The organism is Mesorhizobium sp. FG116 (genome assembly GCF_057809835.1).
This window is the reverse complement of sequence record NZ_JBMDKS010000001.1, coordinates 169,073-191,161: the sequence shown is the minus strand read 5'-3', so window position 1 is coordinate 191,161 and position 22,089 is coordinate 169,073. Positions and strand designations below refer to the sequence as shown.

23 protein-coding genes and 1 pseudogene are annotated in these 22,089 nt (G+C 62.2%); 13 read left to right on the top strand and 11 right to left on the bottom strand.

The genetic code is table 11. The features are described from left to right. Nucleotides 1-257 precede the first annotated feature (257 nt). Together zapE and ACODTY_RS00855 are read right to left on the bottom strand one after the other, a co-directional pair. On the bottom strand, nucleotides 258-1,478 hold the full coding sequence (zapE, locus tag ACODTY_RS00860) for a cell division protein ZapE (RefSeq protein ID WP_488992405.1): 1,221 nt from the start codon (nucleotides 1,476-1,478) through the stop codon (nucleotides 258-260). Nucleotides 1,479-1,509: 31 nt separating this feature from the next. Then, the gene (locus ACODTY_RS00855) at nucleotides 1,510-2,049 is read right to left on the bottom strand and encodes a protease inhibitor Inh/omp19 family protein (protein ID WP_488992404.1); all 540 of its coding nucleotides are present in this window, start codon (nucleotides 2,047-2,049) and stop codon (nucleotides 1,510-1,512) included. Between the two features lie 223 nt (nucleotides 2,050-2,272). Here ACODTY_RS00855 and ACODTY_RS00850 point away from each other — a divergent pair, with 223 nt between their 5' ends. The 6 genes and pseudogenes from ACODTY_RS00850 (at nucleotide 2,273) to ACODTY_RS00825 (ending at nucleotide 7,419) form a co-directional block, all read left to right on the top strand. Further along, nucleotides 2,273-2,434, top strand: a complete 162-nt coding sequence (locus tag ACODTY_RS00850) for a DUF1328 domain-containing protein (RefSeq protein ID WP_488992403.1) — start codon at nucleotides 2,273-2,275, stop codon at nucleotides 2,432-2,434. Between the two features lie 127 nt (nucleotides 2,435-2,561). Then, nucleotides 2,562-3,443 (top strand): diaminopimelate epimerase, encoded by an 882-nt coding sequence (gene dapF, locus ACODTY_RS00845; RefSeq protein ID WP_488992628.1) that lies wholly within the window; start codon nucleotides 2,562-2,564, stop codon nucleotides 3,441-3,443. After that, complete coding sequence (mtaB, locus tag ACODTY_RS00840) at nucleotides 3,443-4,744, top strand: tRNA (N(6)-L-threonylcarbamoyladenosine(37)-C(2))-methylthiotransferase MtaB (RefSeq protein WP_488992402.1); 1,302 nt, start codon at nucleotides 3,443-3,445, stop codon at nucleotides 4,742-4,744. The genes dapF and mtaB overlap by 1 nt, the downstream gene beginning before the upstream one ends. Nucleotides 4,745-5,301: 557 nt before the next feature. After that, nucleotides 5,302-6,378, top strand: a pseudogene (gene ftsY / locus ACODTY_RS00835) (signal recognition particle-docking protein FtsY); the annotation flags it as partial. Between the two features lie 57 nt (nucleotides 6,379-6,435). Beyond that, nucleotides 6,436-7,095 (top strand): septation protein A, encoded by a 660-nt coding sequence (locus ACODTY_RS00830; RefSeq protein WP_488992401.1) that lies wholly within the window; start codon nucleotides 6,436-6,438, stop codon nucleotides 7,093-7,095. A 156-nt stretch (nucleotides 7,096-7,251) separates the two neighbouring features. Continuing rightward, nucleotides 7,252-7,419: a DUF1127 domain-containing protein gene (locus ACODTY_RS00825; protein ID WP_488992400.1), complete on the top strand. Its 168-nt coding sequence runs from the start codon at nucleotides 7,252-7,254 to the stop codon at nucleotides 7,417-7,419. A gap of 10 nt (nucleotides 7,420-7,429) precedes the next feature. On the opposite strand, the gene ACODTY_RS00820 is transcribed toward ACODTY_RS00825, so the two are convergent. From ACODTY_RS00820 to ccmA, 4 genes are all read right to left on the bottom strand, one after another. Then, entirely contained in the window at nucleotides 7,430-8,011 is a 582-nt protein-coding gene (locus ACODTY_RS00820; RefSeq protein ID WP_488992399.1) for a DsbE family thiol:disulfide interchange protein, read from the bottom strand. Further along, nucleotides 8,008-8,181 (bottom strand): heme exporter protein CcmD, encoded by a 174-nt coding sequence (ccmD, locus tag ACODTY_RS00815; RefSeq protein WP_488992398.1) that lies wholly within the window; start codon nucleotides 8,179-8,181, stop codon nucleotides 8,008-8,010. The genes ACODTY_RS00820 and ccmD overlap by 4 nt, the downstream gene beginning before the upstream one ends. Before the next feature lie 134 nt (nucleotides 8,182-8,315). Beyond that, a complete protein-coding gene (gene ccmB / locus ACODTY_RS00810; RefSeq protein ID WP_488992397.1) occupies nucleotides 8,316-8,981 on the bottom strand; it encodes a heme exporter protein CcmB in 666 nt (221 codons plus the stop codon). Between the two features lie 21 nt (nucleotides 8,982-9,002). Continuing rightward, nucleotides 9,003-9,614: a heme ABC exporter ATP-binding protein CcmA gene (gene ccmA, locus ACODTY_RS00805; protein WP_488992396.1), complete on the bottom strand. Its 612-nt coding sequence runs from the start codon at nucleotides 9,612-9,614 to the stop codon at nucleotides 9,003-9,005. Nucleotides 9,615-9,901: 287 nt separating this feature from the next. On the opposite strand from ccmA, the gene acnA reads away from it, so the two are divergent. The 3 genes from acnA (at nucleotide 9,902) to ACODTY_RS00790 (ending at nucleotide 14,274) form a co-directional block, all read left to right on the top strand. Continuing rightward, nucleotides 9,902-12,592 carry an aconitate hydratase AcnA gene (gene acnA / locus ACODTY_RS00800; RefSeq protein ID WP_488992395.1) on the top strand — a complete coding sequence of 897 codons (2,691 nt, stop codon included), beginning with the start codon at nucleotides 9,902-9,904 and terminating at the stop codon, nucleotides 12,590-12,592. Nucleotides 12,593-12,763: 171 nt separating this feature from the next. Further along, on the top strand, nucleotides 12,764-13,534 hold the full coding sequence (locus tag ACODTY_RS00795) for a DUF1223 domain-containing protein (RefSeq protein WP_488992394.1): 771 nt from the start codon (nucleotides 12,764-12,766) through the stop codon (nucleotides 13,532-13,534). 353 nt (nucleotides 13,535-13,887) lie between these two features. Beyond that, nucleotides 13,888-14,274, top strand: coding sequence for a DUF2794 domain-containing protein (locus ACODTY_RS00790; RefSeq protein ID WP_488992393.1), 387 nt, complete (start codon nucleotides 13,888-13,890; stop codon nucleotides 14,272-14,274). An 84-nt stretch (nucleotides 14,275-14,358) separates the two neighbouring features. Here the strand turns inward: ACODTY_RS00790 and ACODTY_RS00785 are convergent, their stop codons facing one another. The 4 genes from ACODTY_RS00785 to ACODTY_RS00770 all read right to left on the bottom strand — a co-directional run bounded on the left by ACODTY_RS00785 (nucleotide 14,359) and on the right by ACODTY_RS00770 (nucleotide 19,292). Beyond that, nucleotides 14,359-14,931, bottom strand: coding sequence for a GNAT family N-acetyltransferase (locus ACODTY_RS00785; RefSeq protein ID WP_488992392.1), 573 nt, complete (start codon nucleotides 14,929-14,931; stop codon nucleotides 14,359-14,361). 104 nt (nucleotides 14,932-15,035) lie between these two features. Then, entirely contained in the window at nucleotides 15,036-15,815 is a 780-nt protein-coding gene (locus ACODTY_RS00780; RefSeq protein ID WP_488992391.1) for a Bax inhibitor-1/YccA family protein, read from the bottom strand. A 232-nt stretch (nucleotides 15,816-16,047) separates the two neighbouring features. Beyond that, a complete protein-coding gene (locus tag ACODTY_RS00775; protein WP_488992390.1) occupies nucleotides 16,048-18,597 on the bottom strand; it encodes an ABC transporter permease in 2,550 nt (849 codons plus the stop codon). Further along, a complete protein-coding gene (locus ACODTY_RS00770) occupies nucleotides 18,597-19,292 on the bottom strand; it encodes an ABC transporter ATP-binding protein (RefSeq protein WP_488992389.1) in 696 nt (231 codons plus the stop codon). The genes ACODTY_RS00775 and ACODTY_RS00770 overlap by 1 nt, the downstream gene beginning before the upstream one ends. A 63-nt stretch (nucleotides 19,293-19,355) precedes the next feature. On the opposite strand from ACODTY_RS00770, the gene ACODTY_RS00765 reads away from it, so the two are divergent. Together ACODTY_RS00765 and thpR are read left to right on the top strand one after the other, a co-directional pair. Continuing rightward, entirely contained in the window at nucleotides 19,356-20,000 is a 645-nt protein-coding gene (locus ACODTY_RS00765) for an arylesterase (protein WP_488992388.1), read from the top strand. A gap of 127 nt (nucleotides 20,001-20,127) precedes the next feature. Continuing rightward, a complete protein-coding gene (thpR, locus tag ACODTY_RS00760; RefSeq protein WP_488992387.1) occupies nucleotides 20,128-20,724 on the top strand; it encodes an RNA 2',3'-cyclic phosphodiesterase in 597 nt (198 codons plus the stop codon). Here the strand turns inward: thpR and ACODTY_RS00755 are convergent. Further along, nucleotides 20,628-21,146, bottom strand: a complete 519-nt coding sequence (locus ACODTY_RS00755) for a low molecular weight protein-tyrosine-phosphatase (RefSeq protein WP_488992386.1) — start codon at nucleotides 21,144-21,146, stop codon at nucleotides 20,628-20,630. The two genes, thpR and ACODTY_RS00755, sit on opposite strands and share 97 nt — an antisense overlap. A gap of 53 nt (nucleotides 21,147-21,199) precedes the next feature. Between ACODTY_RS00755 and ACODTY_RS00750 the strand changes: the two genes are divergently transcribed. Together ACODTY_RS00750 and ACODTY_RS00745 are read left to right on the top strand one after the other, a co-directional pair. Then, nucleotides 21,200-21,496 carry a 4a-hydroxytetrahydrobiopterin dehydratase gene (locus ACODTY_RS00750; RefSeq protein WP_488992385.1) on the top strand — a complete coding sequence of 99 codons (297 nt, stop codon included), beginning with the start codon at nucleotides 21,200-21,202 and terminating at the stop codon, nucleotides 21,494-21,496. 89 nt (nucleotides 21,497-21,585) lie between these two features. Next, the gene (locus tag ACODTY_RS00745; RefSeq protein ID WP_488992384.1) at nucleotides 21,586-21,948 is read left to right on the top strand and encodes a YkvA family protein; all 363 of its coding nucleotides are present in this window, start codon (nucleotides 21,586-21,588) and stop codon (nucleotides 21,946-21,948) included. Nucleotides 21,949-22,089 lie beyond the last annotated feature (141 nt).

Sequence of the window (22,089 nt, the reverse complement as noted above, 5' to 3'; positions counted from 1 at the left end):
CAGGATCAATTCCCTTTTTCTGTGACGGCGCCACGACGGCGTCGAAGGTGAGGCCGGTAGGGTGCGGTGAACCCGCGAGAATTCGCCGCACCCCATAGACCCGGCCTACAAAAAATTCAAACGGTTATTTCCACGCCTGAAATTTCAATCGGTTATAAACGGTTTGAGTTACGTAAACGTCAAACAACTTTCCCAATGGACAGGTTTTTTGACGTCTCGGAAACAGGGCCCGCGACCAGCAGCGCTCGCATCCGCGATCAATAGATGGCTCGCGCTGTCATTTCGTTCCCATAGATAATGTCGCCCTCATTCGTCTCATGCCGTTGTGCCCATGCGTCCAGCCAATCGCGGCTCTGCATTTCGATCAGCCTGGAAGCCGTGCGATCGAACTCGAATGCCTCCGTCACGCCCGCCCTTCCGGCGTAAAGCTTCTCCGGTCGATCCTCGGCGCTGACCACAAGCCGCTTGTGCGTATCGTAGAGCGTGTCGATCAAGAGAATGAAGCGCTTGGTGGGATTGCGCCTGGTCTGATCGAGAACGGGAACATGATCGATGAAGATCGTGTCGAAGCGTTCCGCAATCGCCAGATAGTCGCGCGCGCCGAGCGGCGCATCGCATAGCTCTGCAAACGAGAAACGCGCGGCGCGTTCCACCGCGCGCGGCACCTCCACGGTGCGGCCCTTGATCCTGATCTCGACAGCCTTCTCGGGCCGATTTTCGGTCATTGCCGACCACGCAGCATCAAGCGCCGCATCGGCGGCCGCATCGGCCGGGGTCACATAAACCGGCAGGCTGTTCAGCTTTTCCAACCGGTAGTCCTTGTCGCTGTCCAGCGCCAGAACCTCCGTATGCCGTTCCAGAATACCGATGAACGGCATGAAAAGCTGCCGGTTCAGCCCATCACGGTAAAGATCAACCGGCGCGACATTGGACGTTGCGACAAGGACGACGCCATCGGCAAACAGCGCCGAAAACAGGCGCGACAGCACCATGGCGTCGGCAATGTCGGTAACCGTGAACTCGTCGAAGCACAGGACCCAGGCTTCCTCGGCCAGCGCGCGGGCCACGGGCGGAATAGGATCGTCTTCCTTGACCGTACCCTCCTTGCGCGCCTGACGGTGCTTCTGGATACGGTCGTGCACATCGGCCATGAAATCGTTGAAATGGGCACGGCGCTTGCGCTTGACCGGAACGAGCTCGAAAAACATGTCCATCAGCATGGTCTTGCCGCGCCCGACGCCACCATGGATGTACAAGCCCTTGACCAGTTCGCGCGCCTCGCGCTTGCGCCCGAACAGCCAGCCGAGCGCGCTCGACTTCTGCGCGACCCGTTTTGTCGAAATGGTATCGATCAGCTTGTCCAGCCGCCCGACAATTCGCAACTGTTCGGCGTCGCGCGCCACGGCCCCGCTTTCGACCAGATGGTCGTAGCGCTGCCTGACGGTCGCGTGGGTCTGGAGGCCGTCACGCAGGTGCATTTGTCTCTTCGCCGAATAAGCCCCGTATGGCTTAGCGTGTTAGCGAAATGGCTTGCCCATTGGAAGTCTGGCCGTCGAATTTGCCGGCTCCCGAGGAATAAAGGCGAGCGAGCGTGCCACCGTCCTGATCGTAGAGGGTGAGCTGCTTGCCCGCTACGTTCCACGACTTCACGCCATCGACAGGTGCCGGGCAGCGCAAAGGTCCGGCGCGATAGCCCTGTCCGAACTTGGTCTGCGGAGTCGCGACCTTGCAGCTTTGGCCGGCGACATTGGCCGTCCAGACACCGGCAACACTTGAGGCCGTCAGGTCCGCTGCACCCGCGGGCGCGGTTCCATCGGTAGGCAGCGCAGCCACTTGCGTACCCTGTGGAGCCGCCGGGAATTGCGAAGGATCGGTCGGCGCAGGCGTTGCCGGAGGCGGCAACTGACTGGATGAAACGGTGCCCGAAGGCGAAGCCTGCAACGGCTCGGGCTGTGCCGAATCCATGGAGGAAAAACGTGTGCTTGAGCATCCGCTCGCCAGCAACACGGCTCCGAATGCAGCAATCAGGCCGGTTCTCAAATGTGCCATCGCAACCTCCACGGGACCTCTCATGGGCGCCGTTCGAAAAATAGGTACCCCCACCAAGATGGTGAAGGTGGCAGAATTTCAACCGGATATGGTTAAAATAGGGTTTTGCATTCGGATTTGTTGCAAATCTGCAGCAGTGAGCCGGTTCGCGCGCCGGTAGAGGGAACTCAACGCCACGGCAAGCATTTCCCCGGCACGCATCTTGCCGTGTCGGAGGCTCGCCATGATCAAATGGATTCTCATTCTTCTAATCGTCGCCGCAGCGGCGAGCCTGCTCGGCATGCCGGCACTTGCCGGGGCGGCAGCGACAGGCGCGCGCATCCTGATCGCCATCGTGCTGGTCATATTCCTGTTGGTGGTGTTGGGCCTTTTCGCCGTTACCTGAAGCCGGTTGCACTGGTAATTGCCGCCCGTTTCCGCCATATAGCGCCAAGCATTTGAACTTCGCAGTTCCACACGGAAAACCGCCAGTCACTTTTCCGGGAATTGCCGTGGCGGAAACGAACGGATCGATGGCAGGCGCAGCCCCCTTCGCCAAGATGAACGGCATCGGCAACGAGATCATCGTCGCCGACATGCGCGGCCGTGCGGATAGCGTAAGCGCGGCAGCCGCATTGGCGCTCGATGCCGATGCGGCAACCAAGTTCGACCAGATCATGGCGATCCATGAAGCGCGGACGCCCGGCACCGACTACTACATCGCCATCCTCAACTCCGACGGCACGCCTGCGCAGGCATGCGGCAACGGCACCCGTTGCGTCGTGCAGGCACTGGCCGCCGAGACAGGCCGCAAGGCTTTCACTTTCGAGACACTGGCCGGCATCCTCAACGCTATCGAACATGCCGACGGCCAGATTTCCGTGGATATGGGAACGCCCCGTTTCGGCTGGCAGGATATTCCGCTGGCCGAGGAATTCCGTGACACCCGCATGATCGAACTGCAGGTCGGGCCGATCGATGCGCCGGTGCTGCATTCGCCCTCCGCCGTTTCCATGGGCAACCCGCATGCGATTTTCTGGGTCGACAACGACGTCTGGTCTTATGAACTCGACCGTTTCGGCCCCATGCTGGAAAACCATCCGCTGTTTCCCGAGCGCGCCAATATCACCATAGCCCAGGTGACCGGGCCTGATGCGTTGACGATCAGGACGTGGGAACGTGGCGCCGGCCTCACCCGAGCTTGCGGCTCTGCCGCCTGCGCGGCAGCCGTAGCCGCCGCACGCACCCGCCGCACCGGGCGAAGCGTAAATCTGACCGCTCCGGGCGGCCAGCTTCACGTCGAATGGCGCGAGGACGACCACGTGGTCTTGACCGGTGCCGCTGAATGGGAATTTTCCGGCACGTTCGACCCGGCCACGGGCGCATGGCAGCGCGACACGGAAAGCGCAGCCTGATGAGCGCTGAAGAGACGAAAGGCATCGAGGTCGTCACCTTCGGTTGCCGGCTCAACACCTATGAATCCGAAGTCATGCGCCGTGAGGCCGAAAAGGCCGGGCTCGGCCAACTGGCGGGCGGCGCGATCATCTTCAACACCTGCGCGGTGACAGGCGAGGCCGTGCGCCAGGCCAAGCAGGCGGTGCGCAAGGCGCGCCGCGAGCATCCGGATGCCCGCATCATCGTCACCGGTTGCGCTGCTCAGACCGGTCCGCAGGACTTCGTCGCCATGGACGAGGTCGATCTTGTCCTCGGCAACGAGGAGAAACTTTCGGCGCATTCCTATCGGGCATTGCCGGATTTCGGCGTCAACGACTTCGAAAAGGCCCGCGTCAACGACATCTTTTCCGTTCGCGAAACCGCCTCGCATATGGTCGATGCCATCGAAGGGCGCGCGCGCGCCTTCGTTCAGGTGCAGAACGGCTGCGACCACCGCTGCACCTTCTGCATCATTCCCTACGGGCGCGGCAATTCACGCTCCGTACCGATGGGCGCGGTTGTCGAGCAAATCAAGCGGTTGGCAGGCAACGGTTATGCTGAAGTCGTTCTGTCAGGCGTCGACATGACCAGCTTCGGCGCCGATCTTCCCGGCAGCCCCAAGCTTGGGCGTTTGGTCAGGACGATCCTGCGCCAGGTGCCGGACGTAAAGCGGCTACGTCTGTCGTCGATCGATTCCATCGAAGCCGACGAAGAACTGCTTGAAGCCATCGCCACCGAAAAGCGGCTGATGCCGCATTTGCACCTTTCCCTGCAATCGGGCGATGACATGATCCTCAAGCGCATGAAGCGCCGGCATCTGCGCGACGATTCCATCCGCTTCTGCGCCGAGGTCCGCAAGCTGCGCCCCGACATCGTCTTCGGTGCCGACATCATCGCCGGCTTCCCGACCGAAACCGACGAGATGTTCGAGAATTCGCTGAAAATCGTCGATGAATGCGGCCTCACGCAGCTGCACGTCTTCCCGTTCTCGCCGCGCGAAGGCACGCCCGCCGCGCGCATGCCGCAGGTGCGGCGCGACGTCGTCAAGCAACGCGCCGGGCGGCTGCGTGCTGCCGGCGAAGCCGCCTACCGCCGCCACCTTGAACGCCTGCAGGGCAGCAGCCAGTCGATCCTTGTCGAGCGCAAGGGCCTTGGCCGCACCGAAGGCTTTACCCTGACGGCCATCGACGCCGGCGTGCCGGGCGAGATCATCGATGCGGTCATTACCGGCCATGACGACACCCGGCTAGTCGCTGCACCCTGCGCCGCGCACGCAGCCTGAAGTAGAGAGACCGCATGGCCTTCGGCTTCATCAAGAAAGTATTCTCCTTCGGGTCAAAGAAGGTCGAGGAAACGCCTGCCGATGAGGCCGGCCAGCCGCTTGGCGCACCAGTCACCGATCCGGCGGATGCCGAGCGGCTGGCGGCAGAACAGGCAGCGCGGGAAGCCGAGGAGAAGGCGAGGTTGCTCGCCGAAGCCGATCGCATCGAGGCCGAATGGCTTGAGGAGCGCCGCCGCGAAGTCGAGGAGGCCGAACTGCTGGCGCAGGAGGATGCCAGAAGGCTTGCTGAAGAGGAGGCCGCGCGCCTTGCCGCCGAGACCGAACGCAAGTTGGCCCAAGAAAACGCCGAGCGAGAGAGGCAGGCTGCCGAACGCGAGGCGCAGGCCCACCGGGCCGCGGAGGACGAACGCCTTGGCCGAGAACGCGCCGAACAGGACGCACGCCAACGCGCAGAGCAGGAAGCTGCTGCACAGGTTGCGCGAGAGGCCGCGGAAAAGGCCGAGCAGGAGCGACTGGCCGCTGCCGAGCGCGACGCCGAACGTCTAGCGGAGGCTGAACGCGCCGCAGAGGCGGAGCGTATCGCTGCTAGGACGGCTGCCGCGCCGGCGCCTGCCCCACCGCGCGAGCCCGAAGGCAAGGTCCCAGAGGGCAAGGTAACCGTCGCAAAGACGGTCGAGAAGAAGGCCGAGCCGGCAGCACCCGCCGCGCCTGCGCCGAAACTCTCCTGGTTCCAGCGCATGAAGGATGGGCTGGCGCGTTCGTCGCGCGAGCTTTCCGGCAACATCGCCGGCGTGTTCACCAAGCGCAAGCTGGACGAGGAAACGCTTCAGGATCTGGAAGACGTGCTGATCCGTGCCGATCTTGGCGTCGAGACGGCACTGCGCGTCACCGATTCGCTTGCCGCCAGCCGCTACGGCAAGGATGTGTCCGACGCCGAAGTCCGTGCCGTCATGGCGGCGGAAGTGGAAAAGGTCCTGGCGCCCGTCGCCAAACCGCTGGAACTCGACCTGTCGCACAAACCGCATGTCGTGCTGGTCGTCGGCGTCAACGGCACCGGCAAGACCACCACCATCGGCAAGCTTGCCGCCAAGCTGACCGAAGGCGGCCTCTCGGTAATGCTCGCAGCCGGCGACACCTTCCGCGCCGCTGCCATCGAACAGCTCAAGATCTGGGGCGAACGCACCGGTTCCCCTGTTATCGCCACCAAGCTTGGCGCGGATGCCGCCGGCCTCGCCTATGACGCCTTCGAAAAAGCCAAGGCGGCAGGCTCGGACGTACTCATCATCGACACGGCGGGCCGGCTCCAGAACAAGGCCGAACTGATGGCCGAGCTGGAAAAGATCGTGCGCGTGCTCGGCAAACTCGATCCGGAAGCACCGCACACCGTCTTGCAGACAGTCGACGCCACCACCGGCCAGAACGCGCTCAACCAGGTCGAGATCTTCCGCAACATTGCCGGCGTAAACGGCCTCGTCATGACCAAGCTCGACGGCACCGCGCGTGGTGGCATCCTTGTCGCCATTGCCGCCAAGCACAAGCTGCCGGTTTACTTTATCGGCGTCGGCGAACAAGTTGACGATCTCGAACCATTTTCAGCCAACGATTTCGCCAAGGCGATCGCAGGCGTAGGATAGAACGTCCCCTTCATCCCATTCGGCGCCAGCCATCACTTCCATCGGTAGCGAGCCAACATGAACGCCCCAATCCTCGAAAGCGACCCTTCCGACCCTAAAAAGGCGAAGAAGCAAGCTATCAATCCAGGGCTCAAGTTCGTGTTGGAACTGGGCCCGCTGCTGGTGTTCTTTTTCTCCAATGCTCGCGCGGCCTGGCTGGCCGAAAAATTCCCGGCTCTGACGGAATTTGGGGGGCCGATCTTCATCGCCACCGGTCTTTTCATGATCGCGACGGCGCTTGCGCTCATCGTGTCATGGCTGCTCACCCGCACCTTGCCGATCATGCCGCTGGTTTCGGGCATCGTCGTTCTCATCTTCGGCACGCTGACGCTTTACCTACAAGACGATGTCTTCATCAAGATGAAGCCGACCATCGTCAACGCCCTGTTCGGCGGCATCCTGCTCGGTGGCTTGTTCTTCGGCAAATCGCTGCTGGGCTATGTGTTCGATTCAGCCTTCAGGCTGGATGCGGAAGGTTGGCGCAAGCTCACTTTCCGCTGGGGCGTGTTCTTCTTTGTCATGGCTGTCGTCAACGAAGTTGTGTGGCGCAACTTCTCGACAGATTTCTGGATAGCCTTCAAGGTTTGGGCAAACATCCCGATAACCATCCTGTTCACGGCAAGCCAGATGCCGTTGATCATGCGCCATTCCCTCGACGGGCAAACAGAAAAGAAATAGCGCCGGCTACGGCCTTGGCGCAAAGCCGGCCCGTATGCATGCAGCGCATTGCTGCCCTGCAATATCTAGCTTTTGCAGCGCAGCATCACCATGTCACACTCCGTAATTGGGGGAGGAACAACGCATCTCGCCTGCGAGGCGCCAATGGAGAACACCATGTTCCTGGACAACCTCATCGCCCGTGCCCGCAACGGCATCGCCAGGCGCAACGACTACAATCGGATCGTCAACGAGATCAACAACTTGACCGACCGCGACCTTGCCGATATGCGCGCCAGCCGCTCGGAAATGCTCTACCAGGTCCGCCAGCAATTCTTCGGCTAGGCGTCTAGCCTTAGGAAGAGGCTTGAGCGGCCAGCGTCTTCTCGACTTCCGGCATGAGTTTGGTCCGAACCGAGTCCGGCGTCAGCGGACCGACATGTTTGTAGGCGATCTTGCCATCCTTGCCGACGACGAAGGTTTCCGGCACGCCATAAACGCCCCAGTCGATGCCGGTGCGGCCGCTCTCGTCGGCGCCTATCGCCTTGTAGGGATTGCCAAGTTCCGCAAGGAACTTGAGCGCATTCTCGCCCTTGTCCTTGTAGTTCATTCCCGCCAGCACGAAACGCTCATCCTTGGCCAGTTCAACCAGCAAGGGATGCTCCTCCCGGCACGGCGCGCACCACGACGCAAAGACGTTGACCAGCGTTACCTTGCCAATGAAGTCCTGGGATTTGAGCCCGGCAAGCCCGCTGCCCTCGAGGGGCGGAAGGTCGGTATTTGGTGCGACATGTCCGATCAGCACCGATGGGACTTCCGAAATGTCGCGGCCAGACATCAATTGCGACAGGAACAGGCCCGCCAGCCCAAGAAAAACCAGCAATGGCAGCAGCGGCAGGAACCTGCGCCCGGCTGGCTTTTCTATTTCGCTGCTCACGATTTGGCGGCTCCCGTCCGGTCCGACCGGCGGCGAATGCCCGATGCCTCGAGTTCGGAGAGTTCCTTTTGGCGCGCTCGCCGGTCAAGCAATATCCAGCCCACCAGCCCAGCCAGCACGATCACCGTAGCGGCGTAAGCGGCGGCCACATAGAGATCATGCGTGCTCATGCGCTGATCCTCGCCGAACGTCTTGCAACTGCTTGAACCACGCTATCTTGCGCCATCATGCCTACCCTTAGCCTTCGCCTGAGGGCCACGCAATTGGCCACCACGCCGCAGAGCTAGGCATGAACCAAACGTGATCAATCGCTGCCATGGCGCAAGGCGAGACCCGCCGCAAGCGGTCCGATAACGGCAAGGAAAAGCGTCAGCGCGCTCAAGATGAGAAAAGGCTGGAGAAACGGATCGGGTTCCGCGACAGCGCCATAGCTTGCCGAAACGCCGAAGATCAGCACGGGTATGGTCAAGGGCAGCACCAGGACCGAAATCAACAGCCCGCCACGCGGCAAGACAACCGCTACGGCCGCCCCCGCAGCACCGATAAAGGTGATGGCAGGCGTGCCGACAAGCAGCGTCAACGCCGTAGCGCCGATCGCCAGCGGCTCCATGTTCATGAACAGCCCGAGCAATGGCGCGGCAATCACCAATGGCAGCACGCAGCCAACCCAATGCGCCGCACATTTGACCAGCACCGTCAGCCCGAGGAAGTGGCGATCATCGGCAAGCACCATCAGATCGAGCGAGCCGTCCTCTCGGTCGGCCTGGAACAATCGGTCGAGACCAAGTAGCGATGCCAGCAATGCCCCGATCCACAAGATCGCAGGGCCGATGCGGGCGAGCAGGTTGAGATCGGGCCCGACGCCAAACGGAATCGTTGCGATGACGGCCAGGAAGAAGATGACGCCGGTCAGCGCACCGCCGCCGGCGCGCACACCAAGCCGCAGGTCGCGTGTAAACAGGGCTAGCACTGCGGTCTGCCTCCCAGGCGATCAGCCATGTGCGCTTTCTCCCATGCGCAATTCCTGCGCCTCGATGCCGAGCGGCAAATGCGTTGCCGCAACCACGATGCCGCTGGCGGCGCAATGCGCCGTCATCAACGCCGCAAAGCGTTCCTCCGACGCCTTGTCGAGGCCGGCGGTGGGCTCGTCCAGCAGCCAGATCGGCCGATGGTTGATCAGGAGCTTGGCGATCGAGATGCGGCGCTTCTGGCCGGTCGAGAGATAGCCGTATGGCAAATGTCCGATGCCGCCGAGCCCCACGACATCGAGCGCCTCGGCAATGGGCAGGCGCGGCTCACCCGTGAAGCGCTGCCAGAAATCGAGATTCTCCGTCACGGTCAGAGCCGTCTTCATTGCATTCTGGTGGCCGAGATAGTGACAGGCAGACGCGGGCGACGGATAAGCCTCGCCGGCATCCACAAGACGCACGCTGCCTTCTGCTGCCGGCAAAAGCCCGGCCACGATGCGCAAAAGCGTCGATTTTCCGGAGCCGTTTGCGCCGGTGACGATCAACGCCTGCCCGGCATGGAGTTCAAAACCGACGCCGGAAAACACGATCTCGCCGCCGCGCTCGCCGCCAAGATTTTCGGCGATCAGCCGCATGGGTGTCCCTCCGTCCAAAGTCTGAGTGCTGCGGCTTTGGGCTGCGGCAAAAATGGCGATTCCGTGTCTAGAACTATTCCAGAAAATTCTCTATATGCGTGGCAACCGAGCCAGCGGTCGGCTCGGGAACCCAATTTGCGCCGAACCAGCGCGCGAGCCGCCTTTAACGGCCCGGACGCTTGGGGGTGGACAGCGGAAATGGCCGTACCCGCACCTTTGCGCGTGATGAGCATGCCATCGGAGTCCGTTCCCATTCAGGCTGAACCGACTTTAGGATGGGATCGCACGTGTCCAAATCTCTCGATAGTTTCAATTGCCGCCGCACTCTGACTGCCGGCGGCGCCGAATATGTCTACTATGATCTGGTCGAGGCCGAAAAGAACGGCCTGACCGGCATCTCCCAGCTTCCCTACTCCATGAAGGTGCTGCTGGAAAATCTCCTGCGTAACGAAGACGGCCGTTCCGTTACCAAGGAGAGCATCCAGGCGGTCGCCGGATGGCTGACAGACAAGGGCACCGCCGGCGTCGAGATCGCCTATCGCCCGGCGCGCGTCCTGATGCAGGACTTCACCGGCGTCCCAGCCGTCGTCGATCTGGCCGCGATGCGCGATGGCATCGCCGCGCTCGGCGGTGACCCGCAGAAAATCAACCCGCTGGTGCCGGTGGATCTGGTCATCGACCATTCGGTCATCGTCGACGAGTTCGGCACGCCGATGGCGTTTTCGCGCAACGTCGAGTTGGAGTACCAGCGCAACGAGGAGCGCTACAAGTTCCTGAAATGGGGCCAGCAGGCATTCCGCAACTTCCGCGTCGTGCCGCCAGGAACCGGCATCTGCCACCAGGTCAACCTCGAATACCTCGGACAGGTCGTCTGGACCAATTCCGACGACGGCGAAACCGTCGCCTATCCCGACACCTGCGTCGGCACCGATTCCCACACCACCATGATCAACGGTCTTGGCGTTCTCGGCTGGGGTGTCGGCGGCATCGAGGCGGAGGCTGCGATGCTGGGCCAGCCGGTGTCGATGCTTTTGCCTGAAGTGATCGGCTTCCGCCTCACCGGCAAGGTCAAGGAAGGCGTCACCGCCACCGACCTCGTGCTCACCGTCACCCAGATGCTGCGCAAGAAGGGCGTCGTCGGCAAGTTCGTCGAGTTCTTCGGCCCCGGCCTCTCCAACATGACGTTGGCCGACCGCGCCACCATCGGCAATATGGGCCCCGAATACGGCGCAACCTGCGGCTTCTTCCCGGTCGATAGCGAAACGCTGCGATACCTCAACATGTCCGGCCGCGCCGAAAGCCGCATCGAGCTGGTCGAGGCCTACTCCAAGGCGCAGGGCATGTGGCGCCACGACGGCTCCGCCGACCCCGTTTTCACGGACACGCTCGAACTCGATCTCGGCGATGTGGTGCCGTCCATGGCAGGTCCCAAGCGTCCCGAAGGACGGCAGTCGCTGCAGGATATCCCCGCCGGTTTCGTCAAGGCGATGGATACCGAGTACAAGAAGGCAGCCGAAATCCACAAGCGCTACGCAGTCGAGGGCACCTCGCATGACCTCGGCCACGGCGACGTGGTGATTGCGGCGATCACGTCTTGCACCAACACCTCCAACCCGAGCGTGCTGATCGGCGCCGGCCTGCTGGCGCGCAACGCCAACCGCCGCGGCCTCAAGCAGAAGCCGTGGGTCAAGACCTCGCTCGCCCCCGGATCGCAGGTCGTCGCCGAATATCTGGAAAAGTCCGGCCTGCAGAAGGAACTGGACCAGATCGGCTTCAACCTGGTCGGCTTCGGCTGCACCACCTGCATCGGCAACTCCGGCCCGCTGCCGGCGCCGATTTCCAAGACCATCAACGACAAGGGCCTGATCGCCGCAGCCGTTCTCTCCGGCAACCGCAACTTCGAAGGCCGCGTCTCGCCGGATGTGCAGGCGAACTATCTCGCCTCGCCGCCGCTGGTCGTCGCCCATGCACTTGCCGGCACCGTGACGCTTGACCTGACCACCGAGCCGCTTGGCGAGGACTGCGACGGCAAGCCGGTCTATCTCAAGGAGATCTGGCCGACTTCGGCGGAAATCCAGGAGTTCATCGAAAAGAACGTGACGCGCGAACTCTTCGCCCGCAAATATGCCGACGTCTTCAAGGGCGACGAGAACTGGCAGAAGGTCAAGGTTCCGGAAGGCCAGACCTACGCCTGGGACAACAAGTCGACCTATGTGCAGAACCCGCCATACTTCGTCGGCATGAAGAGCGGCACCGGCAAGATCGGCGACATCAAGGGAGCACGCGTGCTCGGCCTGTTCGGCGACAAGATCACCACCGACCACATCTCCCCGGCCGGTTCGATCAAGGCTGCTTCGCCTGCCGGCAAGTACCTGACCGAAAATGGCGTGGCGGTCGCCGACTTCAACCAGTACGGCACCCGTCGCGGCAACCATGAAGTGATGATGCGCGGCACCTTCGCCAACATCCGCATTCGCAACCACATGCTGGGCGAAAACGGGCGCGAGGGCGGCTACACCATCCACTATCCGTCCAAGGAGGAGATGTCGATCTACGACGCCGCCATGGAATACCGGAAGGAAGGCGTGCCGCTGGTCATCTTCGCAGGCGTCGAATACGGCAACGGCTCGTCGCGCGATTGGGCTGCCAAGGGCACCAACCTGCTGGGCGTACGCGCCGTCATCGCCCAGTCCTTCGAGCGCATCCATCGCTCGAACCTGGTCGGCATGGGCGTCATTCCCTTCGTCTTCGAGGAAGGCACATCATGGGCCTCGCTCAACCTCAAGGGCGACGAACTCGTCGAGATCGACGGGCTTGAAACCATCAAGCCGCGCCAGAAGATGGCTGCCAAAGTGACCTATGGCGACGGCACCGTGAAGTCCATCCCGGTCCTGTGCCGCATCGATACCCTCGATGAACTCGACTACTTCAAGAACGGCGGCATCCTGCAATACGTGCTGCGCGACCTCGTCGCCTGACGATCGCCGCATCGCTGCTGGAAAGCCAAAACCGCCGGGGGAAACCCCGGCGGTTTTGTTACCTATGGCACACAAATTTCACCGCAACGTGACTTCCCGTTGACTGCGGCATCTGCCAAACAGGTCGCCAACGAGAAAGAAGTCGGGCAAGCCGGCGGATTCGGAAGTGCCATGGCATCTGGAAAACCATTGCGACTGGCGGCCCTTGCGCTCGCATTGTCGGCATGTGCCGGAGCCTCGTCCGCTGCGGAAATCGAGAAGCCTTTGGGCGTGGTGGAATTATTCACCAGCCAGGGTTGCAATTCCTGCCCGCCCGCCGACCAGTTTTTCACCGAACTCGCCGGCAAGGACGACATCGTGGCGCTGGCCTACCATGTCGACTACTGGGACTATCTCGGCTGGCGCGATACGTTGAGCCGCAAGGAAAACACCGAACGCCAGTATGACTACATGCGGGCATTCGGCGGCCGATCGGTCTATACGCCGCAAGCCGTGATCAATGGCCGAACCCACGTCAATGGCGCCAGCCGCACGGCGGTCGACGGCACGTTGGCGAAACTTCGGAAATCGGGCGACGGCATGCAGGTCGCCATCAAGGTCAAGCGCGATGGCGACGGTATCGTCATCGAGGCCGGCGACGCCACCGCTACCAGCACCTCCGAAGCGCCCATGGCCCATGTCGTGATCGTCTATTTCGACCCGCCGCAGTCAATCGAGATCGGCAAGGGCGAGAATGGCGGCCGCAAGATGACCTACTGGAACGCGGTTTCAGGCATCCAGACCGCCGGCATGTGGCACGGCAAGGCGCAGCGCTACGAGTTACCCGCCAGCGAGGTCGCCAAGAAGGGCGGCTGCGCCGTTCTGCTCCAGTCCGTCGCAAAAGACGGCCTGCCCGGCCCGATCATCGGTGCAGCATTCGTCACGCGCCCAAAAGCCCGTTAGAGCGGGCCGGTCAAACTGACGATCAAGCGAGGAAAACTGCCCGCTGCCTCGCTCTTGGCGAGGTTGGTTCGATCCGACTCAGACCCGTGGGCGGGGGGCTTGGGGGTTACGAGCCAGTGCCGGACCGAACCGTCTCAGGCAACATGGGTAAACTCGTCGGACATTGGGGCGTTAGCGCGGATAAAAAACGGCGAAAATGTGGCGGCGCATCACCAATTCCAACACCTCGTTCATAAACGTGACAACGGCTGCGCGCGCCACGACACCTTGCCGCCCCTCGCCTTGCCCTTGCATTTCGCCGATGAAAGCGCGAACCTCTCACATCGGCACTAGCCTGTTCGAAGGATTGAGGCATGAGCGAAGGCGGCGGAGGCACGGGGGACCCAGACGCATCCGCAATATTGATCCCACTTCACGAGGCGCGCCGCGAGCGCCTCGACATGCCGGTCGCGTTCGACCGGCGCGAGCTTGACCTGATCCTGAGGCTCTACGGTCGCATGGTCGCCGCCAACGAATGGCGCGACTATGCAATCGACCATTTGTCCGACCGCGCGGTGTTTTCGGTGTTTCGGCGCGCCAGCGAAGTGCCGTTGTTCCAGATCGTCAAGGACCCGCGCCTGGCCAGGCGCCCAGGCGCATTCTCGGTGGTGGCCGCCGGCGGCCGCATCCTCAAGCGCGGCCACGAACTGGCGCGCGTGCTCGGCGTCTTCGACAGCACGCTCAGGCTGGTGAAAGCCTAGACCGGCGCGGCCGGCCTCTGCATCACTTTTCCGCAAGCGAATCAACATGTTGGCCTGGAAAAATCTTGAGCAGCCGGCTGGCTCTCAAGCCTCCTGGCGGAATTTCCGCTCCGGCAAAGAACCAGCATCCGGCGCGCGGCTAGTGCCCCCATTCAGTTCCAGTTGCATGAAAACCGTATCCAGCCAGCGTTCATGCTTGTAGCCGGAGCCTTCCAGCCGGCCGCAATGGCGAAAGCCAAGTTTCTCATGCAGGCGAACGGAAGGGCTATCGTCACTGCCGTCGCCGATCACCGCGACGAGTTGCCGGAAGCCCAGTTGCCGCGCCGCCTCGATCAACGCGCGCATCAATTCCGCGCCGACCCCTCGGCCCTTTGCTTCCGGCGCCACATAGACCGAATCCTCGACGATGAAGCGATAGGCCGGCCGCGTCCTGAATGGCCCGGCATAGGCATAGCCGAGAATGCTGCCGGATCCGTCCACTGCAACCAGATAGGGGAAACCGCCGGCGCGCAGTGTGTCATGGCGAGCCCGCATTTCGGCAAGTGACGGCGCTTCAAGCTCGTAGCTGGCAGTGCCGTTGAGAACGGCATCCGAGTAAATCTCTGTGATCTGTTCGAGATCCGCTTCCGTTGCTTCCCGTATCATCATAATGCTCAATAAATAGGCAGTTTTATTTTCTGCCTTTTATTACATCAAACATCACGGCAAATGAAAAGGGCGGCCGTTGGGCCGCCCTTGGCATTTATCTGGTCCAGCCGTGTTTAGCGGCGGTCGCCCATGAACTGCAGCAGGAACATGAACAGGTTGATGAAGTCGAGGTAAAGGGTAAGCGCACCCATGATCGACTTGCGTCCGGCCACGACCTGGTCGTCACCCTCGAAATACATCTCCTTGATCTTCTGCGTATCGTAGGCGGTCAGGCCGGCGAAGATCAGCACGCCGATCGCCGAAACGGCGAACGAGAGAGCCGACGACTGCAGGAAGATGTTGATGACCATCGCGATGATCAGGCCGAACACGCCCATGATCAGGAACGAGCCCATCGCGGTCAGGTCGCGCTTGGTCGTGTAGCCATAGAGCGACAGTGCGCCGAAGGCGGCCGCCGTTGCGAAGAAGGTCTGCGTCACGCTAGCGGTCGTGTAGATCAGGAAGATCGACGACAGCGACAGGCCGACGAGGCCGGCATAGACCCAGAAAGTGGTCTGGGCGGCCGGAACGCTCATCGACTGAACGCGGAACGACAGGAAGAACACGGCAGCGAGAGGGGCAAGAATGACCACCCATTTCAGCGGCGAAGCGAAGATCGCGTAGCCGAAGGAGGTCAGCATCTGGCCGCTCGGCAGCGTGGCGACGGCGGCCGACGGATCATTGGTCGTCGCCATCATGATGGCGGCGACGGCGGCAAGGCCGGTGATCAAAAGGCCCATGCCCATCAGATTGTAGACGCGGATCATATATGCGCGCAGGCCCTCGTCGATAGCCGCATCCGTGCGGCCATAGGGAACCGTGCGCGTCTGGTAGTTGCGTAGGGGTTCAGCCATGGAATTCCTCTGTTGCTTCTGCCCCGTCGGGTGTCGGGTTCTTTCCAACCCAGGCGCCGCTGGCGGGGCTCCAGCATGCCTACGGCAAAATATGAGGGTTCTTGCCCTCCAGAACAAGGCCTGTAACCACCGGCAACGCTTCGTGAAAGCATAAAAATGCAGATTTCGAGCGCAATTTGGCTAAAGATTACCAAGAATTAACGAAATTCTCAGGGTCGAAGGTCTCTCGAGATCAAAGGTTGCGCAGTACCGGCGCGGCCTTGTGCCCCAGCACCCGCCATGTTCCGGCAAGCCCGATCCCGACCGTAAGCACCAGGGCAAGGACGATCGTCGTCAGCGCGACCTCTGGCGAAAATTGCGAAGGCAGCGTCATGATCTCGCTCACCACGAACCATGCCGCGACCCCGCCTGCGGCAAGCGCGAACACAGCAGTGGCAAGCCCGATCAGCATATACTCCAACGCAAAGGCTGCTATCAGCGTCCAGCGCGTCGCACCAAGCGTCTTCAGCACCACGGCATCGTGGAGGCGGGCACTGTTGCCCGCGGCAAGGGCGCCGGCCAGCACCAGCACGGACGACACCAGGGCGACCGCGGCAGCAGCGCGGATCGCTACGCCAAGTTCTCCGATAAGCCGGTTGACTACATCGAGGGCATCCTTGACCCGCACGGTCGTCACCGCCGGAAAGGCGCGGGTGACGGCATTGAGCACCCGCGCATCTTCCGCCGGGGTCGCCTCCTTGTCCGCCAGCGTTGCCAGCCAGCTATGCGGCGCGCCGGCAAAGGTGTTGGGAGAAAACACCATGACAAAATTGATGCCCATCGATTCCCACTGCACTTGCCGGAAGCTGGCGATCCGGGCGCTGATGTTGCGGCCCAGCACATTCACCGTCACCGTGTCTCCCAGCTTGAGGCCAAGCTCCTGCGCTTCCTGCGCTGAAAACGACACCAATGGCTCGCCGGAATAGTCGGACGGCCACCACTTCCCCTCGCTCAGCGTGGAATTGGCTGGCAGGCTCGCCTCGTAGGTCAGTCCGCGATCGCCGCGCAGCACCCATGCCCCGGCAGCAGGAATACTGGCCTTGGCCACATCGACGCCGTTCAGCGCCATGATACGGCCGCGCAGCATCGGCACCTTCACCAAAGCTCCATCTGGGGCCTCGGCGGCAACCAGCTTGGAAAACGCATCGACATCGCTGGCCTGAATATCGACGAAGAAGAAATTCGGAGCCATCTGCGGCAAGCTGCCGGTAATCTGGCGGCGCAAATTGCCGTCTATCAGCGCCAGCGTCACCAGAAGCGTCAGCCCGAGGCCGAGCGACAGCACGACTGACGGCGTTAAGGCACCGGGACGATGGATGTTGCCGACGGCAAGCCGCAGCACCGTCGACCGGATGCGCGGCGCCTTCCGCGCCAGCCATTGCACCAGCAAGCCGACAATCCGCAAAACGAGGAAGGAAATCACCGTCGCACCGACGAAAATCCAGCCAATACGGCGATCATCCGCGCTGAAGATTGCAAGGCCTGCAAGCGCAAGCGCGATCACAAGCGCACCAACCACGTAGATGGCGCGCGGCATGCCCTGGCTTGCAAATCCCATTTCACGAAAAAGGGCAGTCGCCGGCACGTCGCGCGCACGCCCTAGCGGCAAAAGCGCAAAGGCCAGCGTAACCAGAAGGCCGAAAGCGGCGGCAAGACCGAGCGCGCCGGGGTAGACGCTTGCCTGCGCCGGCACCGGAATGACCGATTGCAGCGCTGCGCTGGCAGCAAACGGCATCAGCGCCCCAAGCACAAGGCCGACGACAATGCCAAGCCCTGCAATCACAAGGATCTGCACCAGATAGACGGTGAAGACAAAGCCGCCCGATGCGCCGAGGCTCTTGAAGGTCGCGATAACGGAGCGCTTGCCGTCGAGATAGGCACGCACGGCATTGGCCACGCCGACCCCGCCAACCACCAGCGCCGTCAGGCCAACCAGCGTCAGGAACTGCGAGAACCGTTCGATGTTCGACGACAGCCCCGGCGCGGCGTTGGTGCGCGTGCGCACCGACCAGCCGGCCTGCGGAAAGGCCACGCGCGCCTCGACCCCCAGTCTCTTGACGTCGGCTTCGTCTGCTCCGGCAGGCAGCCTGACCTTGTACGAATGCTCGACCAGGCTGCCCGGCCGGATCAGGCCGGAAGCATTCAGTCCTTCCATCGAGACAAGCAGGCGGGGGGCAAAGCCGAAACCGTCCGAAACGGCGTCCGGCTCGGTGGTCAAAACGGCGCGCAGTTCAAAAGTTGCTTCGCCCAGCCTGATCTTGTCGCCGGGCTTCAGCCCAAGCCGTTCGAACAAAAGCTCCGGCGCGGCAGCTCCGAACACGCCCGAGCGTTCGTCAAACAGCTCGCTTCTGGAAAGCGCGGGCTGCGTCTCCAATGACCCATAAAGCGGATAGGCGGCATCAACCGCCTTGGCCTCGACCAGTGCCTGGTCGGAACCGTCTTCCAGCCGCGCCATGGAGCGCATGTTGGCGCTGTGCGACAACGTCCCCAATCCTTCGAGATAGGAACGCTCCTCGGCGCTCGCCTCGCGCTGGTTGAGCTGGAAGCGCAAATCGCCGCCCAGCAGCGGCTGACCTTGGTTGGCAACGCCATCCGCAATCGATTGCGCAACCGAATTGACGCCCCCGATCGCCGCCACGCCAAGCGCGATACAGGCAAGGAATATGGCAAAGCCCGACAGCCCGCCGCGCATCTCGCGTAAGGAAAACCGAAAGGCGAGGACGAGCGTTCTGGCCAGCGTCATCAGGCAATCGCCTTGACGGCGGGAGCCTGTTCGATGCGGCCTGAGCGCATGGCGATCTGGCGCGCGCAACGTGCAGCCAACGCGGGATCATGCGTCACCAGCACCAGCGTCATGCCGCGCTCGGCAGCCTTGGTGAAGAGAAGATCGGCAACTTGCTTGCCGGTTGCCTGATCGAGATTGCCAGTGGGCTCGTCCGCGATCAGGATCGGCGGCGACGGCGCCAACGCCCGGGCAATGGCCACGCGCTGCTGCTCACCACCGGATAGTTCACCCGGATAATGCGTGACGCGATCGCTCAGCCCCACCGCCGCCAGTTCCCTTTCCGCCACCGCAAAGGGATCGGGATGCCCGGCAAGTTCGAGCGGCACGGCCACGTTCTCAAGCGCCGTCATGTTGGGGATCAGATGAAACGACTGAAACACGATGCCGATATTGCGGCCCCTAAACGCCGCAATCTGATCTTCGGTCTTGTCGTTCAGCAACTCGCCGGCGATGCGTATCGTTCCTTGGTCAACCCGCTCCAAACCGGCGAGAACCATAAGTAACGTCGACTTGCCCGAACCGGATGGGCCCACGATGCCGGTTGCCTCGCCCGCCGATATGGAGAGACTGACGCCCTTCAACACATGGACCGACGAAGCGCCCTCTCCAAGCGTCAGCGACACGTCTTTCAGTTCGATGACGGCTTCTGTCAAAGCGGATTCATCCTATATGGGAAAAGTATTCTGAAATTGTCCTCGTCATATGGGGCCTGCCGCATGGCTTTCAAACACATCCTTGCCCTGATTGTCACGCTCGCAGCATTCACGATTGCGCCAGCAGCTTCCGTCAGGGCCGAGCCGTTGCAGGTCGTCGGTTTCGGCGACAGCCTGATGGCGGGCTTCGGCCTTGGTCCCGGCGAAGGTTTCACCGACAGGTTGCAGGCCGCGCTTCAAGCCAGGGGCCATGATGTCGCCGTCGCCAACGCAGGCGTCTCCGGCGACACGACCAGCGGCGGCCTCGCCCGTCTCGACTGGTCGGTTCCGGATGGAACCAGGCTCGTCATCCTCGAACTCGGCGCCAACGACATGCTGCGCGGTGTCGAGCCTGCCCTGGTCGAGCAGAACCTCGACGCCATGCTTTCGCGCCTGAAAACGCGAGGTATTCCGGTGGTGTTGGCTGGCATGGTCGCGGCCCCAAATCTCGGCCACGCCTATGGCGAGCAATTCGGAGCGATCTACCCCACTCTGGCGGAGAAATACGGCGCTACGCTCTATCCGTTCTTCCTCGATGGCGTGGCCGGCGACAAATCCATGCAGCTCGAAGACGGCATGCATCCGAACGCGGCGGGGGTCGAGCGCATGGTCGAGCGCTTCCTGCCGACAATGGAAAAGGCCATCGCCGGGCTTCCGGCGACCGAGTAGCACAATAGCCACAGCTTCCGTGTGGGTAAGCCGTGGGCGCGCCCGCCGGCAACAAACCGCTTGCCCCGACCTGCTATCGGTGATTCGCTAGATCAAGAGAGTTCGATTCGGGGACAGGAGGCTGCCAATGCCACGTCTTTTCACCGCCCTCGAAATTCCGCGTGACGCTGCCCTCTCTCTCTCGCTTCTCAGGGGAGGTCTGCCCGGCGCACGCTGGATAGACGTCGAAAACTACCACATCACCTTGCGTTTCATCGGCGACGTACCCGGCCACGTCGCCGACGACATCGCCAATGAACTCGACCGCGTACGGCGGCCCTCGTTCACGTTGGCGCTATCGGGTGTCGGCGCCTTTGGCCAGAAGAAGCCGCACGCAGTCTGGGCAGGCGTCACCGCCTCTCCGGACATGACGGCCTTGCAGGCTGAAATCGACCGTATCTGCCACCGCATGGGCATACCGGCCGACCCGCGCAAATTCATGCCGCATGTCACGCTGGCACGGTTGCGCAATTCCAGCCCTCTCGATGTCGCAGGCTATCTGTCTGCGCGCGGCAACTTCGCCGCAACGCCCTTCCGCGTCGGCAGGTTCGTGCTGATGTCGTCGCGCGATTCGGTCGGCGGCGGACCCTACATCGTCGAGGAAGCCTGGCCGCTGCTGGGCACCGACACGCGTTCGGCCAACCGGCTAGAAAGCACATCCGACGCTTCGCGGATCATGCGATAGACTGCGGCAAAACCGTCGGGACCGCCGTAATACGGGTCAGGCACGTCGCGCACCTTGCCGTCGGCAAACTCAAGGAACAGGTGGATGCGATCGCGGGCATCTACCGGCGCCAGGCGCTGCAGTTCCTCGACATTGCTCTGGTCCATGCCGAGGATGAGATCGAAGCGCGTGAAATCGTCCGCGTGGACCTTGCGCGCCTTCTGACCGGAAATGTCGATGCCGTGACTGGCGGCGATCGCGACAGACCTAGGATCGGGTGCCGATCCCGCATGCCAACCGCCGGTGCCTGCCGAATCGAGTTCGAAAAATTCGCTCAGCCGCTTTTCCTGAAGAACCGCGGCGAACACGCCTTCGGCCAGCGGCGAACGGCAGATATTGCCGAGGCAAACGAACAGGATTGATTTTTTGGGCTTCGCGTCCATCGATCCCGCGCTATGTTTGCGTGCACGAATAGCCGATAGCATGGATGGACCGCATGGGACGAGAAAAACTCGACAAGGACGCAATCAAGGAAGCGCTGGCCGGTTTGCAAGGCTGGGCGCTCGCCGCGGACGGCGGATCCATTAACCGCACATTTACCTTGCGGAATTTTTCCGAAGCCTTCGCCTTCATGGCGCGCGTGGCGCTCGCGGCGGAAAAGATGGACCACCATCCCGATTGGTCGAACGTCTACAAGACTGTCAGCATCACTTTGAACACCCACGACGCCGGCGGCCTGACTGCGCTCGACATGGAGTTGGCGAAGAAGATCAATCGCATCTTCGGCAACTGAACCGGTTCCATCTTGCAGTAGCGCCCAGCCTTTACCACATTTCCCCTGCGGGCAACCTTGAAGGCAGGCCCGCAAGGAGACGACAAGCGATGGCAAAGGACAACGGCTTCGATTTCTTTGATCTTGGCGACAAGCCCGGCAATGAAAGCGAAGTGCGTGCGAAATTCTGGCGCAAGGCCAAGCAGGCCGCGCGGCAGATTCCGTTCATGGAAGATGTCGTCGCCGCATACTACTGCGCGCTGGACAAGAACACGCCGCTGCGCGCCAAGGGCATCCTGCTGGCCGCTCTCGGCTATTTCATCTTGCCTGTCGACACCATTCCCGACGTCATCCTTGGCCTCGGCTTCACCGACGATATCGCCGTGCTGACGGCCGCGATTACCGCGGTTCGCGCACACATCACGCCGGCGCACAGGCTGGCCGCACGTCAGGCAATCGCCGACAATGGATGACGACGGCAGCCCGCCACATCCCGCCAGTCAAATTCTCGCCTTTTTCCTGCTTTCCAAGTCGCGCCAGGGACATGGTGCCTGAGACGAATGTATGCGGCAGGGTGCCGAGATGGCGGCGGTTTCCTATGGCGAAGTGCTTTC

Excerpts from the sequence above, each read along its gene's own strand:
- ACODTY_RS00850 (WP_488992403.1), top strand. The coding sequence starts at position 2,273 with ATGATCAAATGGATTCTCATTCTTCTAATCGTCGCCGCAGCGGCGAGC.
- ACODTY_RS00855 (WP_488992404.1), bottom strand. The coding sequence starts at position 2,049 with ATGGCACATTTGAGAACCGGCCTGATTGCTGCATTCGGAGCCGTGTTG.
- ACODTY_RS00775 (WP_488992390.1), bottom strand. The coding sequence starts at position 18,597 with ATGACGCTGGCCAGAACGCTCGTCCTCGCCTTTCGGTTTTCCTTACGC.
- zapE (WP_488992405.1), bottom strand. The coding sequence starts at position 1,478 with ATGCACCTGCGTGACGGCCTCCAGACCCACGCGACCGTCAGGCAGCGC.
- ACODTY_RS00790 (WP_488992393.1), top strand. The coding sequence starts at position 13,888 with ATGAGCGAAGGCGGCGGAGGCACGGGGGACCCAGACGCATCCGCAATA.
- mtaB (WP_488992402.1), top strand. The coding sequence starts at position 3,443 with ATGAGCGCTGAAGAGACGAAAGGCATCGAGGTCGTCACCTTCGGTTGC.
- ACODTY_RS00795 (WP_488992394.1), top strand. The coding sequence starts at position 12,764 with ATGGCATCTGGAAAACCATTGCGACTGGCGGCCCTTGCGCTCGCATTG.
- dapF (WP_488992628.1), top strand. The coding sequence starts at position 2,562 with ATGGCAGGCGCAGCCCCCTTCGCCAAGATGAACGGCATCGGCAACGAG.
- ACODTY_RS00765 (WP_488992388.1), top strand. The coding sequence starts at position 19,356 with ATGGCTTTCAAACACATCCTTGCCCTGATTGTCACGCTCGCAGCATTC.
- thpR (WP_488992387.1), top strand. The coding sequence starts at position 20,128 with ATGCCACGTCTTTTCACCGCCCTCGAAATTCCGCGTGACGCTGCCCTC.
- ACODTY_RS00755 (WP_488992386.1), bottom strand. The coding sequence starts at position 21,146 with ATGGACGCGAAGCCCAAAAAATCAATCCTGTTCGTTTGCCTCGGCAAT.
- ACODTY_RS00825 (WP_488992400.1), top strand. The coding sequence starts at position 7,252 with ATGTTCCTGGACAACCTCATCGCCCGTGCCCGCAACGGCATCGCCAGG.
- ACODTY_RS00745 (WP_488992384.1), top strand. The coding sequence starts at position 21,586 with ATGGCAAAGGACAACGGCTTCGATTTCTTTGATCTTGGCGACAAGCCC.
- ccmD (WP_488992398.1), bottom strand. The coding sequence starts at position 8,181 with ATGAGCACGCATGATCTCTATGTGGCCGCCGCTTACGCCGCTACGGTG.
- ACODTY_RS00780 (WP_488992391.1), bottom strand. The coding sequence starts at position 15,815 with ATGGCTGAACCCCTACGCAACTACCAGACGCGCACGGTTCCCTATGGC.
- ACODTY_RS00750 (WP_488992385.1), top strand. The coding sequence starts at position 21,200 with ATGGGACGAGAAAAACTCGACAAGGACGCAATCAAGGAAGCGCTGGCC.
- ccmA (WP_488992396.1), bottom strand. The coding sequence starts at position 9,614 with ATGCGGCTGATCGCCGAAAATCTTGGCGGCGAGCGCGGCGGCGAGATC.
- ACODTY_RS00830 (WP_488992401.1), top strand. The coding sequence starts at position 6,436 with ATGAACGCCCCAATCCTCGAAAGCGACCCTTCCGACCCTAAAAAGGCG.